Annotated in this window: 15 protein-coding genes; 10 read left to right on the top strand and 5 right to left on the bottom strand. The window is 65.3% G+C overall.

Annotated elements, in window-relative coordinates; all coding sequences use genetic code 11:
• Positions 1-99 precede the first annotated feature (99 nt).
• The 10 genes from ACSQ4M_RS35620 (at position 100) to ACSQ4M_RS35665 (ending at position 8,348) form a co-directional block, all read left to right on the top strand.
• Positions 100-834: a hypothetical protein gene (locus ACSQ4M_RS35620; protein ID WP_436194234.1), complete on the top strand. Its 735-nt coding sequence runs from the start codon at positions 100-102 to the stop codon at positions 832-834.
• 97 nt (positions 835-931) lie between these two features.
• The gene (locus tag ACSQ4M_RS35625; RefSeq protein WP_436194235.1) at positions 932-1,459 is read left to right on the top strand and encodes a hypothetical protein; all 528 of its coding nucleotides are present in this window, start codon (positions 932-934) and stop codon (positions 1,457-1,459) included.
• A gap of 219 nt (positions 1,460-1,678) precedes the next feature.
• Positions 1,679-2,740: a hypothetical protein gene (locus ACSQ4M_RS35630; RefSeq protein ID WP_436194236.1), complete on the top strand. Its 1,062-nt coding sequence runs from the start codon at positions 1,679-1,681 to the stop codon at positions 2,738-2,740.
• A gap of 222 nt (positions 2,741-2,962) precedes the next feature.
• The gene (locus ACSQ4M_RS35635; protein ID WP_436194237.1) at positions 2,963-3,352 is read left to right on the top strand and encodes a hypothetical protein; all 390 of its coding nucleotides are present in this window, start codon (positions 2,963-2,965) and stop codon (positions 3,350-3,352) included.
• Positions 3,349-3,609: a hypothetical protein gene (locus ACSQ4M_RS35640; protein WP_436194238.1), complete on the top strand. Its 261-nt coding sequence runs from the start codon at positions 3,349-3,351 to the stop codon at positions 3,607-3,609. The genes ACSQ4M_RS35635 and ACSQ4M_RS35640 overlap by 4 nt, the downstream gene beginning before the upstream one ends.
• 329 nt (positions 3,610-3,938) lie before the next feature.
• A complete protein-coding gene (locus tag ACSQ4M_RS35645) occupies positions 3,939-4,223 on the top strand; it encodes a hypothetical protein (RefSeq protein WP_436194239.1) in 285 nt (94 codons plus the stop codon).
• Positions 4,224-4,550: 327 nt separating this feature from the next.
• Entirely contained in the window at positions 4,551-4,943 is a 393-nt protein-coding gene (locus ACSQ4M_RS35650) for a hypothetical protein (protein WP_436194240.1), read from the top strand.
• Entirely contained in the window at positions 4,936-5,211 is a 276-nt protein-coding gene (locus tag ACSQ4M_RS35655; protein ID WP_436194241.1) for a hypothetical protein, read from the top strand. The genes ACSQ4M_RS35650 and ACSQ4M_RS35655 overlap by 8 nt, the downstream gene beginning before the upstream one ends.
• Positions 5,204-5,824 (top strand): hypothetical protein, encoded by a 621-nt coding sequence (locus ACSQ4M_RS35660; protein WP_436194242.1) that lies wholly within the window; start codon positions 5,204-5,206, stop codon positions 5,822-5,824. The genes ACSQ4M_RS35655 and ACSQ4M_RS35660 overlap by 8 nt, the downstream gene beginning before the upstream one ends.
• A 169-nt stretch (positions 5,825-5,993) precedes the next feature.
• Positions 5,994-8,348 (top strand): DEAD/DEAH box helicase family protein, encoded by a 2,355-nt coding sequence (locus ACSQ4M_RS35665; RefSeq protein ID WP_436194599.1) that lies wholly within the window; start codon positions 5,994-5,996, stop codon positions 8,346-8,348.
• A gap of 278 nt (positions 8,349-8,626) precedes the next feature.
• Here the strand turns inward: ACSQ4M_RS35665 and ACSQ4M_RS35670 are convergent, their stop codons facing one another.
• The 5 genes from ACSQ4M_RS35670 to ACSQ4M_RS35690 all read right to left on the bottom strand — a co-directional run bounded on the left by ACSQ4M_RS35670 (position 8,627) and on the right by ACSQ4M_RS35690 (position 13,510).
• Complete coding sequence (locus ACSQ4M_RS35670; RefSeq protein WP_436194243.1) at positions 8,627-9,343, bottom strand: DUF1028 domain-containing protein; 717 nt, start codon at positions 9,341-9,343, stop codon at positions 8,627-8,629.
• A 40-nt stretch (positions 9,344-9,383) separates the two neighbouring features.
• Complete coding sequence (locus tag ACSQ4M_RS35675; protein WP_436194244.1) at positions 9,384-10,694, bottom strand: TRAP transporter large permease; 1,311 nt, start codon at positions 10,692-10,694, stop codon at positions 9,384-9,386.
• Positions 10,695-10,706: 12 nt separating this feature from the next.
• Positions 10,707-11,240: a TRAP transporter small permease gene (locus ACSQ4M_RS35680; protein WP_436194245.1), complete on the bottom strand. Its 534-nt coding sequence runs from the start codon at positions 11,238-11,240 to the stop codon at positions 10,707-10,709.
• Positions 11,237-12,238, bottom strand: a complete 1,002-nt coding sequence (locus tag ACSQ4M_RS35685; RefSeq protein WP_436194246.1) for a TRAP transporter substrate-binding protein — start codon at positions 12,236-12,238, stop codon at positions 11,237-11,239. The genes ACSQ4M_RS35680 and ACSQ4M_RS35685 overlap by 4 nt, the downstream gene beginning before the upstream one ends.
• Positions 12,239-12,373: 135 nt before the next feature.
• Complete coding sequence (locus ACSQ4M_RS35690) at positions 12,374-13,510, bottom strand: M24 family metallopeptidase (RefSeq protein ID WP_436194247.1); 1,137 nt, start codon at positions 13,508-13,510, stop codon at positions 12,374-12,376.
• Between the last annotated feature and the right edge of the window lie 48 nt (positions 13,511-13,558).

The following is a 13,558-nucleotide window of genomic DNA, read 5'->3' on the forward strand; positions in this document are numbered from 1 at the left end:
ATGTGGCTGGGCACAACGGCGCTTCGGTGCCTTCTTCATCAACCCGTGCGGGGCTATGCCCCGCAGGGGCAGAGCCTTGCACTTCTCAGGAGTACATCCATGAACGAGAAGACGTCCCCGGACGCACAAGTGCCCTTCGACCCCGCGCTGGTCGCCGCTGCTGTCGCAGCCGCGCGCGATGACAGCAGGGGCATCTGCAAGCTGCGCCGCCATGGCTTGGCGTTCACCTTCGACTTCGAAGGCGAAGAGACCATCCTGGCCGACGACATGCGGCCATTCGTTGAACGCGCATTGGGCGAGGAGTTGGCGGAATGCGCTCTGCCCGGCCTCGAAGGCCAGTTCAACCTGGTGCCGATGTCGCGCGCGATCGCGCTTGGCATCTGCGCCGCCGCCGACATCGGACGTCGCCGGCCCACCGGTCTCACGAACGACGCCAGCGTGCTGGCTCCCAACTGCCGCGGCTGTGTGGCCATCGTCCCGCATGGCACGACCTACTGCTCGGCGTGTGCGATCCCCGCACCCGACCCGAGTCGTCTTCCGATGCGGTCCCGCATGGTCGTGCTGCTTCGCAAGGTGCACACGCTCATCTCGTTGGGTCAACGCTCTGTGCTCAACGACGACGTGGTTCCGCTCGTGCAAGACCTGACGGACGAGGCGGAGAGCCTGGCAAAGGAACTTGAACTTGCCCAGGCCATGGAGGCGGCCCTGACTGGGCTGTCCGACTGCGGCTGGCTCGACAAGGATGCCCGGGAGATCTCGTCGGTGGCCCAAGCCAAGGCCAAGGCGCACGACGTGGTGGACGACATCCTCCTGATGCAGCTCACGCGCGACTAGCACCAGCCGCCCCGGCAACGAGGCATCTTCATCACCTGCACCCCTGGGGTCGTCCATGCCCATGGGGCGGTCGACCCTGCCCACCCCAGAAAAGACCATGACCAAGAACGCTGTTTCCTACAACGACTTTGACAATGCGCAGGCCCTGCGCGAAGGCTGGGGCCTCTTCGACGCCCACGGCGTGCTGGAGATCCAGCGCATCGACGAGCCCGACCTGCCTGATCTTTGCGCCGACAGCCTGCCTCGGTTTCCTACCGATGGCCATGCCGTTCTGCACGTCATCGCTGCCGCGGCGGCGGGTAGTGCCTACCACCAGCAGGCCTGGAGCTTGAACGGCATGTACTCCTCGTCGCACATCGACTTCGGTCCCGACAAGGACTTCAAGTCGCACACCAACGAGCAGTTCGTGGTCGAGCTGATGACCTCGGGTCGCTACGGCGCGCTGGGTCAGATGTTCGTCCTTGATGCCATCGTGCAGCACGCCACCCGTGTCGCGGCCGCCGATCCCAAGGCCATCAACCACCCGTTTGTTCATGGAGCCGCATGGGTCGCTGTTGCCAAGGAGATCGAGGCCAGATGCGCCACTAAGTACGGAGAAGCTGAACCGGTGAGACCGGTCGGCTGACCCAGCTTTCAAACGGGAAGCGACGGCTTCCTCTTCGTCTGGTGACAGGAGAAGCGGGGAACCGTCTACCGATCCAACGCAGTTTCCAGGGCGCGCTCAGCCCCTCTAGCGCGCCGGCCACTCCCGTGGCTGGGCACAGCGGCACTTCTGTGCCTTCCATCCACCCATGCGGGGCTATGCCCTGCAGGGCCGCGCCTTGCACTTTTCAGGAGAAGTTGCATGGTCAACATGGCGATCACCGGCAGTACCACCGACTACACGGTGGGCAGCTTGCTGGTCAACACGCAGTGGGCATCGCTCGTGCAGGACCTAGCAGGCCGTCTGGTCGTCGTGTGCTTCGGCGCCGGCGTCGACTCGACGGCGATGCTGGTCGCACTGCGCGATGCCGAGATCCGGCCGGACGCGATCACGTTCGCGGACACGGGCGGCGAGAAGAGCGCGACCTACGCGCACGTGCTGGCCATGAACGAGGTCCTCACCACATGGGACTGGCCGCTGGTCACCGTTTGCCGTGCCGTGCTCAAGGCATCGACCGGCTACGTCGACCTGTACGGCAACTGCGTTGCGAACGAGACCTTGCCGTCGCTGGCCTTTGGCATGAAGTCCTGCTCGATCCGCTGGAAGCAGCTGCCGCGGGACCAGGTCCTTCGTGGTGTCTCCAAGGGACCGAATGCCAGGCCCGCGCATCCCCTGTGGCTGCGCGCGCAGGCCGAGGGCAGGCGCATCGTCAAGCTGATCGGCTACGACTGCGGTCGCGCCGACATGCGGCGTGCGCGAGCACCGAAGCCCGCAGATGCGGACTTCGACTATGCCTATCCGTTGCAGCGGATCGGTTGGGCCCGGCCCGACTGCGTCCGCGCCGTCGCCAAGGTTCTGGGCGCGCACCTGGTGCCGATGAAGTCCTCGTGCTTCTTCTGCCCGGCGTCCAAGCCCTGGGAACGGTTCTGGCTTGCCGCGAACGAGCCCGAACTATTCGAACGGGCCTTGTACCTCGAGCGCAACGCGCTCACTGGGCGCCACAGCCGTTTTGACACGGTGGAGTTCGGCGCCACATGGGAAGACCTGGTGCGCAATGCGGACTCGTTTCCCAGCACCAAGACCACCGTCGGCCTCGGCTGCTCCTTCGCCTGGAACCACTGGGCACGTGTCAATGGCGTCGTCGATGCCGAGTTCAAGGTGATCCGAGCGCAGCGCAGCCGGTTCGCGCAGCTCGCGGACGAGATGCGCGGCTTCGACAACGCGCTCGACGGGCGCACCGAGCTGGCGGCGATTGCTGGCTGACGTTCTTCAACGAGGGAAGCGACTGCTTCCCCCTGCGCCTGGCGACGAGCGCAGCGGGAAACCGTCAACCGATCGAACGCGGTTTCCAGGACGTGCTCAGCCCTTCGAGCACGTCGGCCACATCCGTGGCTGGGCAAGGTGGCACTTCGGTGCCTTTCTCACCAACCCGCGCGGGGCCATGCCCCGTACGGGCGGAGCCTTGCGCATCTCAGGAGTATTTCCATGAACGAGTTCACAACCGCCATCTGCAAGCGAGACGGCAACTGGCATGCCCAGTCCACGATGATGATCGACGACACGGACCGCGAGTTGTCCATCGTCACCATGAAGCACCACGACGGCGTGGTCCGCACGCGGGCAAGCGTCCATCGGATCGTTGGCACCACGAGGCGCCATGTGCTGGGCTTTGGCATCGGAGGCGACTTTTCGGCGCCGATGATGGCGATGCGCTACCAGCGTGTCACGGAGAAGACTGTCACCACGCAACACGCCACGTGTCTGGCCCAAGCAGAGAGCGTCCTGTTTCAGGTGCGCGACCACTATGCGAAGCAGAAGGCCGCCGCCGAGCCGGTGGAGGCCACCGCCGACGGCGATGCCGAGGTGACCGCTTGAGCGCGGCGACGCGGTTGACGAACGAGGAGTTCGTCGCCGAGCTGATGCAGTTCAGCAACTTCGGTGCGCTGAGCCAGGTGTTCGTCATCGAGGCGATCCGCCGCTATGCCGACAAGGTGGCGGCGGCCCAGCCTTCCGAGGTCGACACGCCCTTCATGAGCGGCCCGGTCTGGATCGGCGTTGCCAAAGAGATCCAGGCCAAGGTGTACCAACAGTACGACGTCGACGCTGACATGGTGGTCCAGAAGCCCGACTAGAACTATCGCTGTCCGGCACGGCGCATCCGCGCGGTGCCGGACAGCGATTCTCTGGACGGCAGCGCGTGTCGATGCCACACTTCGAACCCGAACCCTGATGGGTTCCCACAGCGCCCTGTCGGCCAGGACGCTTCGGGAAACCATCCTTCCATCCACGATGGTTTCAGGCGCGCTCGGCCTTGCAAGCGCGCCGGCTGGAGACAGCCAGGCATTCCTTCATCAACCCTTGTGGGATCACGCATCCCGCATGGGCACGTGACCCGCGCTTCAACCCTCTGGGGACAACCTGTCCCCCGGGGCTCGGTCGTCCCCGCAACCTGGAGACGACCTTGTTTGAATCCCTGAACGACGACCAGCGCAGGCTGTTCCACGCGGCCCTGTCCGACTGGCTGCTTGACGCCGGAGAAGCCGAGTTCGACGCCATCGAAGCCCTGCGCGAAGAGATCGCGCCTGGCGAGGTGTGCTCGATGCTCAGGCTGATCCGGACGTGCTTTGCGCGTCCTGAACTTCAAGCGTGTGTGCCGGCTGCGCTGGTGGCACTGCTGCGAGAACGGAATTTGCTGCGGCCCGCCGCTGCCTTGACCGTGCTCGCAACTGCGGCAGGGCGTCCCTGACGTCCAACTCCTCCAGCAGCACGGACCAGTCCGGCTGCTGCGGGGGAGTGCCTGCCACGAGTTCGAGGTGCGGTTTTCGGTCCATGTGCGCAGTGTCGCACCTGCGGTCGCCCCTGCGCACGGCGACGGCTTCCCCTTGCACCTGGTCACGTCGGATGCAAGGGGAAACCGTCAACCAACCACCAACGGTTTCTCGGGCGCGCTCAGCCCTTCGAGCGCGCCGGCCACATCCGTGGCCGGGCACAACGGCACCCCGGTGCCAACTTCATCAACCCTTGCGGGGCAGTGCCCCGCAAGGGGTGCGCCCGCGCCTTTCAGGAGCGGACCATGCGAATCCAACTCGAAAGCACCAGCTGCGGCTGGTCGGCCGAGACACTCATCGAGCTAGATCAGCAACGCGTGCTGGTCATCCGGACTGCTCGCGCGTCAGGGAACCTGTCCAACCTGGTGACGCGCGCGACGGTTTCGACCCATCTCGAAGACGGAGAACTGATCTACGACATCGGTGGCGATGCTCGCCAGGGCGACTTCGACCAGCTTTTGGCGTCCACGCCATGCATGCAGAACAGCTACCTCACCAAGGAACTCGTGCTCGAACAGCACGACAAGGCGATGGGCACGCTGCCAGATATCCGCACGCGGATCTCGCAGCACTACCGGCACGTCCCACCCTTGGACTGCTCGGCGTGCCGCGAGGAACCGGGAGCACACCATGGCTGAAATTGAACGACTTGCCCAGGAGGTCGTCAATCGGTGGGAGAAGGGGGATCTGGCCGAGGCGGTCAGGGCGCTGTCACAGCACCTTGAATCGTTGAAGTCCGAGCGCCTGGCCTACCGCCACCATATCGCCGCTGCGGAGCAACTCCATTGCGACGATGACGTGCAGGTCGATGACGATGCAACGGTGTCCCCAACGGACGAAGGATGCTGGGTCAGCGCCTGGCTGAAGGTGCGCGACGAAGACGTGCAGGAGCCGGAGCATGGCTGACACCCTGTACCGCGTCCAAGAGTTCCCTGAGGTCTTCGCCGATGCCTGCCTTCGGGACAGCAGCGGAACCATGAAGTTCCTGTCGGTCTACGGCCGGGACGGTTCGCTGATGCAGTTCGAGGCGGCGATGCAGCTGGGCCACAAGGAGGGCGGCGTCAGCCGATTCCACCTGGTGGCCGATGGCGCGCGTCATGCGGTCGACGTTGGCAACGCCAACGGTCTGACCACGTTCTCGGGACGGCTGCCGCGGCAGAACGTGTTCGGCCCGCTGTCGCAGGTGTGGATGTACGACAAGGCATTCACCACGTTGGACCGGCCCAATCGCATCGGGTGGGTGATGCACCGGGCCGTCACCGGGCAGGAGCCGCAGGAGCGCTTGCGCGGCCTGCTGGACCAGGCCTGGGAACTGACCCGTCAGCTGTCTCCGGTCGCGCTGCTCGACGCCTGGCGTCCCGAGCTCCAGGCCTGGTGCATGGAGAAGCTGGCCTACCAGCGCCTCGGTGACGCCCTGTACCCGCCTCTCGGCCAGGTGGACGCCATGCGCGTCAGCATTTCTGACCATTTCCTTCGCTTCGTCAGCGAGCAAGTCCGCCAGAGGGTGATCGTCCTCTAGCCCCACGCCCGCCGGCCTCATCCGCCGGCGGCGCATCCCAAGCTGCGCGCCAGGCCCATCGGGGGTCGGCGCGCATCTCGTTCTTCACTACCTCACCCACAAGGAGAGATCTATGCAAACCACCAACGACCTCGCGGTCATCGACAGGCCCGACGCGGCGGCCGTGGCCATGCCGGACAAGCAGCAGGATGCGGCCATCTCCGCGGAGGCGCTGCAAGAGCAACCCGATGTGACCGAGCGTGCCGACATCATGGATGGCGTCATCAGCGAGACCATCGCCCTGGGCGATTTCATGCGGAGCTTCGGCGCCAGCATGCTGGAGCAGGTCAAGGCGAGGAACCCGCCCGTCTACCAGCCAGCGCTGGACCAGCATTTACCGGTCTGGCAGGCGCGGCAAGCGGTGATGACTTCGTTGCGGCGCAAGCCGTTTCCGGCGCAATCCGAGGCCGTGCAGGCCGTGTGCAAGCTCTTGCTGGACCGTGGCGAACCCGCTGCGGTCCTGAACGCCGAGATGGGTTCGGGCAAGACCATGATGGCGATCTGCGCGGCCGCGGTGATCCAACAGGAGCATCCGCGCACGCTGGTGATCAGCCCGCCCCACTTGGTCTACAAGTGGCGGCGGGAGATCATGGAGACGGTGCCAGGGGCCAAGGTCTGGGTGCTCAACGGTCCCGACACACTGCGCAAGCTGCTGCAGGTGCGCGCGACGCTGGGGTTGAAGAGCAGTCATCCCGAGTTCTACGTGCTCGGCCGTGTGCGCATGCGCATGGGGTTCCATTGGAAGCCGGCTTTCATCACACGCCGCCTTCGGGACGAAGGGCAGACCCATACGGTCGCCTGCTGTCCGCAGTGCATGGCACCGCTCGAACGCATGGACCCGGACGGTCCGCGCGCCTGGCTGTCGGCGGAACTGGCTGCAGCCGTGCTGAGCGACATGCGCATGCGATGCACCGTCAAGGCCTGCAAGAGCCCGCTGTGGACGCTGATCCGGCCCGGCACCGCGAAGCAGTCGCTTCGCGACCTGGTTGGTGCGGCCATGCAGCAGCTGCCCACGATCGGCCCCGTCGCCTCCAAGCGGCTGCTGGACATGTTCGGCGAGTCGCTGCTGAGCTCGATGCTGGAGGACAACGTCTACGAGTTCATCAACCTCATGGACGAGAACGGCGACGTGGTCTTCAGCGACCGCCAGGCGCGCAGGCTGGAGCGGTCCATGGCGAGCTTCGAGTTCTCGATCGGACAAGGTGGCTACCAGGCCACCGAGTTCATCAAGCGCTACCTGCCGAAGAACTACTTCGGCTTGCTGGTCGTCGATGAAGGCCACGAGTACAAGAACGAGGGATCGGCCCAGGGCCAGGCCATGGGCGTACTGGCCAGCCAGTGTCGCAAGACGCTGCTGCTGACCGGTACGCTGATGGGCGGCTACGCCGACGAGCTGTTCCACCTGCTGTGGCGGCTGAATCCCGCCGTGATGGTGGCCGACGGTTTCAAGCCCAGCGAGCGTGGCTCGTTCCACAGTGCCAACATGGCATTCATGCGCGAGCATGGGGTGCTCAAGGAGGTGTACCGGGAAACCGGCGCATCGTCGCATCGCACGGCCAAGGCCAAGAGCCTGACGGTCCGCACCAGCAAGGCGCCGGGCTTCGGCCCTGTCGGCATCCTGCGCTATGTGCTGCCCATCACAGTGTTCCTGAAGCTCCGGGAGATCGACGCGAAGGCGTTGCCTCCCTACGAGGAGGTCTTCGAGCCCGTGGAGATGGAAGAGGCGCAGGGTGCAGCCTACGCGCTCATGGCCTCCACGCTCGTGCGCATCCTCAAACAGGCGCTGGCGTTGAAGGACAGCACCTTGCTGGGCGTCGTGATGAACGTGCTGCTGGCCTGGCCAGACTGCTGCTTCCGGCCGGAAACGGTCCGGCATCCGCGAACGCGCGCATTGCTGCACATGCAGCCTGCAATGTTCGACGACACCACGCTGATGCCCAAGGAGGCCAGGCTGGTGGGAATCTGCAAGCAAGAGAAGGCGGCTGGACGTCGGGTTCTCGCGTACACGATCTATTCGGGTACGCGGGACACGACCGCCAGGCTGCGCAACCTGCTCGAGGTCCGCGGTTTCAAGGTCGCTGTTCTGCGCGCGAGCGTGGACGCGTCCAAGCGCGAGGACTGGGTGGCAGACCAGGTGGAGCGCGGGGTCGATGTCGTGCTGTGCAACCCCGAGCTCGTGAAAACGGGTCTCGATCTGCTGGAGTTTCCGACCATCGTCTTCATGCAGTCTGGCTTCAATGTCTACACCGTCCAGCAAGCCGCAAGGCGCAGCTGGCGGATCGGGCAGCGAAAATCGGTCAAGGTGTACTACCTTGGCTATGCGCTCACCACACAGATGGACTGCCTGCGGCTCATGGGCAAGAAGATCGCGGTGTCGCAGTCGACCTCTGGCGACATGCCGGAATCCGGTCTCGACGTCCTGAACGACTCCCAGGGTGACAGCCTGGAAGTGACGCTGGCGAAGGAACTGCTGGCCGCCGCGTAGGCACGCGGCACACGTGAAGCCCCCATCTCGGTTCGCCGAAGTGGGGGCTCTTTCTCGTTGGACTGCCAATTTCTGGCCCGCGTGACCGTCAAGTCGGAAGCTCGTGGCGAGGCGCATCTGCAACCTGATCGGTGGCAGGTTTGCGCCCAATGCTGCCCGTCGAATGGAGGGCATCATCGTCTGTTTCCAGGCCAGCAGGCGGACGTCCCAGCGCCGCCGCTATGCTCTAGTCGCTTTTTCCGTTTACGTGGCAAGTGGCGCCAGATCGACGTCATTGCTTATGGGCACCAGTAGGTCTGCCCTCCAAACGATTCTTCGAACACCTCCTGTCCCGGTACCCGCTGGGGCGTCAGGTCCCGCGCCCGGTAGTAGTCGGCGTAGGGCTTGTAGCGGGCGTAGAGACGGCGCAGTTCGTCTACTGCGTGGTCCTGCAGGTCCACACGCAGGTTCAGGTCAGTGTGCTCTTCGTGGCCGATGACGATCAGCGCGGCGGAGCGCTCCGGCATGCGCCGGCTGCCGTTGCTCTGGCCGCCCGCGTCGCGGCCTGCTTCCAGCGCCAGGAGGAGCCGGTCGGCCAATGCTCCGTCCGGAGAGGCTTCGAAGGCGGCCAGCATGTCGTCCACCACCGCCGGTCCCAGCAGCACATTGCCCATCGCCACCACCCCGGGTCCGGTACGGTGGCCTTTCCAGTCGCGCGCATCGGCGCCGGTGTGGCACACCGCATGTCCGAACCGGTCCACGACGGCGATCTGGCGGAAACCCGGGAAGGCGTCGTTGCGCAGCAAGGCGTCCAGCACGCCGGGCGCTTCGTAGCCCTGCCGCAGCAGCCGCGTGCCCAGTGCGTTGTTGGCCTGGCGCACCGACGCCTGGCTCATGGTGATGCCGCGGTGGGACACGAGGCCGTCGCAATACTGGCCCACCGCCAGGGTGTAGGTCGAGATCGCGATGCCGAACTGGCCCGTACGCGGGCAACGGGCGATCAAGCTGTAAGTCATCTTTGAGATCCCTTCATGACAAATGGATGGCAAGGCATGGCTAGCGCTCTGGCCCCATGACAAGGTTGGGGAGGACGGTCACGATGCTCGGAAAGACCGTGATCAGGCCGATGCAGACGATGAGGCAGAAGAAGAACGGGATGGCTGCCTTGGCAATGATGTTGCTGTCCTTGCCGGTCATGTTCTGCAGCACGAACAGATTGAAGCCGACCGGGGGCGTCACTTCGGCGATCTCCACCAACAGCACGACGAAGATGCCGAACCAGACCAGGTCAAAGCCCGCCTTCTGGATCATCGGCAGCACCACCGCGGTGGTCAGCACGATCATCGAGATGCCGTCCAGCGCCGTGCCCAGCACGAGGTAGACCAGGACCAGGGCGGCGATCAGTGCATAGGGGGACAGCTGCATGCCATCCACCCAACCGGCCAGCGCGATCGGAACCCCCGTGAAGGCCATCGTCTTGGTCAGGAACGCGGCACCGCCCAGGATGAACATGATCATGCAGCTCGTGCGGGTGGCGCCCACCAGGCCGTCCACGAAGTTGCGCACGGTCAGCGACCGACCCCAGGCCGCGATGGCCAGCGAGCCCACCGCGCCGTAGGCTGCACATTCCGTTGCCGTGGCATAGCCAGCCACCAGCACCCATACGATGAAGACGATCAGCGCCGTACAGGGTATGAGGTTGCCGCTCGCGCGCAGCTTCTGGCCCAGGCTGGTTGGCGGATCTGCGGGCGGCATGCGGTCGGGATGGCGTGTCGACCACCAGCCGATGTAGCCCATGAAGAGCGCCATCAGCAGCAGACCGGGCAGGAAGCCTGCCAGGAAGATCCGGATCACCGACGCATCCGCGGCCACGGCGTACACCACCATGGTGATGGACGGCGGGATCAGGATGCCCAGCGTTCCACTGGTGGCCAGGGCCCCCAGGGCCAGGTTCTCGTCATAGCCGCGCCTTCTGAGTTCCGGCAAGGCGACCTTGGAGATGGTGGCGCAGGTGGCAGCCGAAGAGCCGCTGACCGACCCGAAGATGCCGCAGCCCAGCACCGTCGTGTGCATGAGCCGGCCAGGGATGCGGTTGAGCCACGGCCGCAAGCCTTCGAACATTTCTTCGCTGAGCTTGGTCCGGAAAAGGATCTCACCCATCCAGATGAACAGGGGCAGTGCCGCCAGCTCCCAGGAGGCGTTGCTGTCCCAGAACGCCGAGAACAGGTTCTTCCCTGGTTCAGTGGCTGTGAAGAAGAACTGCCCGACCCAGCCACAGAGGGCGAGCGTCATCGCGATCCACAAGCCGCCCGCAAGCAGCACCAGCATCAGGACGAGCAGCAGCAGGCCGATTCCAAGAGTTTCCATCGCGAAGTGCTTTCAGATGTCGGAGGAGAAGTCGCCGCGCGCATGGCGTTCCTCGACGGCGGCGACATACGTAGGCACACTGCCGCGCAGCACGATGGCCGCCTCGTCGACCACAGCGATCAGGAAGACCCACGCACCCACCACGAAGCTGAGTTGGGGAATCCACAGCGGCCAGGCCAGCATGCCGGTGCCCATTTCGCGGAACTCCCAGCTTTCCCAGGTGAACACGGTGGCCCACCAGGCCAGGTAGCCGATCGCGATGCACGCCACGCACAGGGCCAACACTTCGAGCACGCGCCGAGCCCCTGCCCCCAGCTTGTCGAACACCAGGGTCACCCGGACGAAGTCGCCATGCTTGAACGCATGCGCCATGGGCAGGAACGCGGCTGCGGCGCACAGCCAGGCGACCAGGTCGTTGGCACCACCGGTGGGGATGCCCGCAACCCGCCCCAGGCTCTGGCCGACCATGACGACGCAGATCGCCAGCACGCAGAGCGCGCCCAGGTATCCGCAAGCCCCGTAGACAGCGTTGAGCAGCCGCCTCACTTGCGCACCGCCTGGCTGTCGCTGGCGCGCAGTTGCTGGTACTGCGTCACGATACCTGCCGCATCCGGCCCGGCCTTCTTCTGCCAGTCCTGCAGCAATTGTTGGCCCATGCGCTGCACGTCCGCGCGCAGCGCGGGTGAGGGCTCGGAGACAGTCATGCCCTTCTCGCGCAGGGTCTTCTTCGAAGCCTCGTTCCACTCGTTGCTCAGTCGCCAGCCACGCTCCTCGGCGGCCTGGGCGGCCTTCATCACGGCGTGCTGCTGCTCGGCACCAAGGGCCTGGAAAGCCTTGGCATTCACGAACACAGCGTTCTTGGGCAGGCCGGCCTGCAGGTCGTAGAAATACTTGACCTGTTCGTAGGCGCGGCTGTCCACACCGGTCTGTGTGGACGTCATGAACGCTTCCACCACGCCGGTGGTGAGGGCCTGGCTGAGCTCCGCCGGCTGCACCGTCACGGGCTGCGCCTGCATCAGCTCGCCCATGCGCGTTGTGGCCGGCGAGTAGGCCCGCCACTTGATGCCGCGCATGTCGGCGATGGAGTCGACCGCCCGCTTGCTGTAGATGCCGGAAGCCGGCCACGGCACGCAGTACAGCAGCACGATGCCCTGCTTCTCCAGGTAGGCCTGCAGCACCGGCTTCTGCACCTCGTACAGCTTGCGCGCATCGGCGTAGCTCGTCGCCAGAAACGGCACGCCGTCCACGCCCAGGACCGCGCTTTCGTTCTCGTAGGCGGTCATCAGGATCTCGCCGGCCTGGACCTGGCCGCCCTGCACGGCGCGCTTGATCTCGCTGCCCTTGAACAGGCTGGAGTTGGCATGCAGGGTGATGCGCAACTGTCCCTGCGTCTCCTTCTCGACATCGGCGGCGAATTCGGCCAGGTTGGCCACGTGGAAATTGCTGGTGACGAAGGCCGAGGCCATGTCCCACTTCTTCTGGGCGAACGCCGCAGGGCTGAGGACGAGTGCGGCGAGCACCAGGCCGGTCTTGAGAAAGCGCATGAGTAACTCCTGCAGAAGTCCGATGCGGGCTGGCCGCGCGAGAGACGGGCGTGGTCCGTCCCCCGGGGCGCTGCCCTGGTTGAAAAAGCGGGAATGGATAAGAGGGAGCGGCGCTCGCGCCGCGAGAAAGGCCGGCTACGCCAACGGCAGCGCCTGCCCAAGCACCGGGATCTCGCGCGGCGCCAGGCCATGGGTCAGCAGACGGGTGCCGTCCTCAGTGACGACGACCAGGTCCTCGGTGTGGTACAGGTTGCCGTCCTCGTCCTTGGTGAGCGGCTCGATGTTGATCACCATGCCGGGCACCAGCACCGTGTCCTCGCCGGGACGGATCATGGGACTCTCATGGGCTTCGATGCCGAAGGAGTGCCCGACGAGCGGTAGCGTGCACGGAAGGCCGCGGTCCGCGAATGCCGCGCGGCAGGTCTCGAACACTTCGCCTGCGGTCACGCCAGGCCGCATGGAGGCGATGGTCGTCGCCTGCACCTCGCACAAGGCGCGGTAGACCTCGCGGTGCATTAGGTGGGGTGTCCCGGTGGAATAGGTGCGGGCGACATCGCTCGCATATGCGCCATAGGTGCCACCGATGTCCAGCCGCAGGATCTCGGAGATGCGGGTCGCGTCCGGTGACGGCGCGTTGTGGATCTGCGGCGTGCGCGGCCCCGAGGCGAGGTGGAAATGCTGGACGCCGCTGGCACCCCAGTCGAACATGCGTTTGATGATGCGGTTGGCGATCAGCTGGTCGGTGTCGCCCAGGCGGCTTTCGGCCAGCGCTTCGACGATGGCCCGGTGCGTCTCGCGGGTCGTCTTCTCCAACCAGGCAATCTCCGTGGGAGACTTGATGGCGCGAACCGCGGCGACGGCTTCGGTGGTGTCGATGAACTGGGCCTGGGGCAGCAGGGCTGTGAGGCGAGCAAATGCCGCGACCGGCACGTAGTCCATGTCGAAGCCGATGCTGGCAGAGCCGAGCCCCATCTCCTGCAAAGTGTCCGCCAGCCGGGTGATGGGATCGTCGCGGAATTCGGTGTAGGGCAGTACGTCCGCCATCCAGCCTTCGACGCGGACCAGGGCTTCTTCAATACCGCAGACGATGGCGCGTGACGTGCCGCGCCGGGTCAGGATGGCAAAGGCCTGCCGAGGGCGGATCGTCTTGAGCGTGGTGATGTAGGCGCCGGCCAGGTAGGTGAAGTTCTCCGGGCTCATGCAGACCAGCGCGTCGAGGTTCTTGCGTGCGATCAGCGCTTGCAGCGCTGGCAGGTTGGGGCGAATGTCCATGTCGGATCCGGTGTGTTGCAGCTGTGTGACGCGGCGCATTCTTCGGCG

This window comes from Pseudorhodoferax sp. LjRoot39 (assembly GCF_964253035.1).
In the GTDB taxonomy this organism is placed as follows: Bacteria; Pseudomonadota; Gammaproteobacteria; order Burkholderiales; family Burkholderiaceae_C; genus Pseudorhodoferax.

Excerpts from the sequence above, each read along its gene's own strand:
- ACSQ4M_RS35620 (WP_436194234.1), top strand. The coding sequence starts at position 100 with ATGAACGAGAAGACGTCCCCGGACGCACAAGTGCCCTTCGACCCCGCG.
- ACSQ4M_RS35625 (WP_436194235.1), top strand. The coding sequence starts at position 932 with ATGACCAAGAACGCTGTTTCCTACAACGACTTTGACAATGCGCAGGCC.
- ACSQ4M_RS35630 (WP_436194236.1), top strand. The coding sequence starts at position 1,679 with ATGGTCAACATGGCGATCACCGGCAGTACCACCGACTACACGGTGGGC.
- ACSQ4M_RS35635 (WP_436194237.1), top strand. The coding sequence starts at position 2,963 with ATGAACGAGTTCACAACCGCCATCTGCAAGCGAGACGGCAACTGGCAT.
- ACSQ4M_RS35650 (WP_436194240.1), top strand. The coding sequence starts at position 4,551 with ATGCGAATCCAACTCGAAAGCACCAGCTGCGGCTGGTCGGCCGAGACA.
- ACSQ4M_RS35655 (WP_436194241.1), top strand. The coding sequence starts at position 4,936 with ATGGCTGAAATTGAACGACTTGCCCAGGAGGTCGTCAATCGGTGGGAG.
- ACSQ4M_RS35660 (WP_436194242.1), top strand. The coding sequence starts at position 5,204 with ATGGCTGACACCCTGTACCGCGTCCAAGAGTTCCCTGAGGTCTTCGCC.
- ACSQ4M_RS35665 (WP_436194599.1), top strand. The coding sequence starts at position 5,994 with ATGCCGGACAAGCAGCAGGATGCGGCCATCTCCGCGGAGGCGCTGCAA.
- ACSQ4M_RS35670 (WP_436194243.1), bottom strand. The coding sequence starts at position 9,343 with ATGACTTACAGCTTGATCGCCCGTTGCCCGCGTACGGGCCAGTTCGGC.
- ACSQ4M_RS35675 (WP_436194244.1), bottom strand. The coding sequence starts at position 10,694 with ATGGAAACTCTTGGAATCGGCCTGCTGCTGCTCGTCCTGATGCTGGTG.
- ACSQ4M_RS35685 (WP_436194246.1), bottom strand. The coding sequence starts at position 12,238 with ATGCGCTTTCTCAAGACCGGCCTGGTGCTCGCCGCACTCGTCCTCAGC.
- ACSQ4M_RS35690 (WP_436194247.1), bottom strand. The coding sequence starts at position 13,510 with ATGGACATTCGCCCCAACCTGCCAGCGCTGCAAGCGCTGATCGCACGC.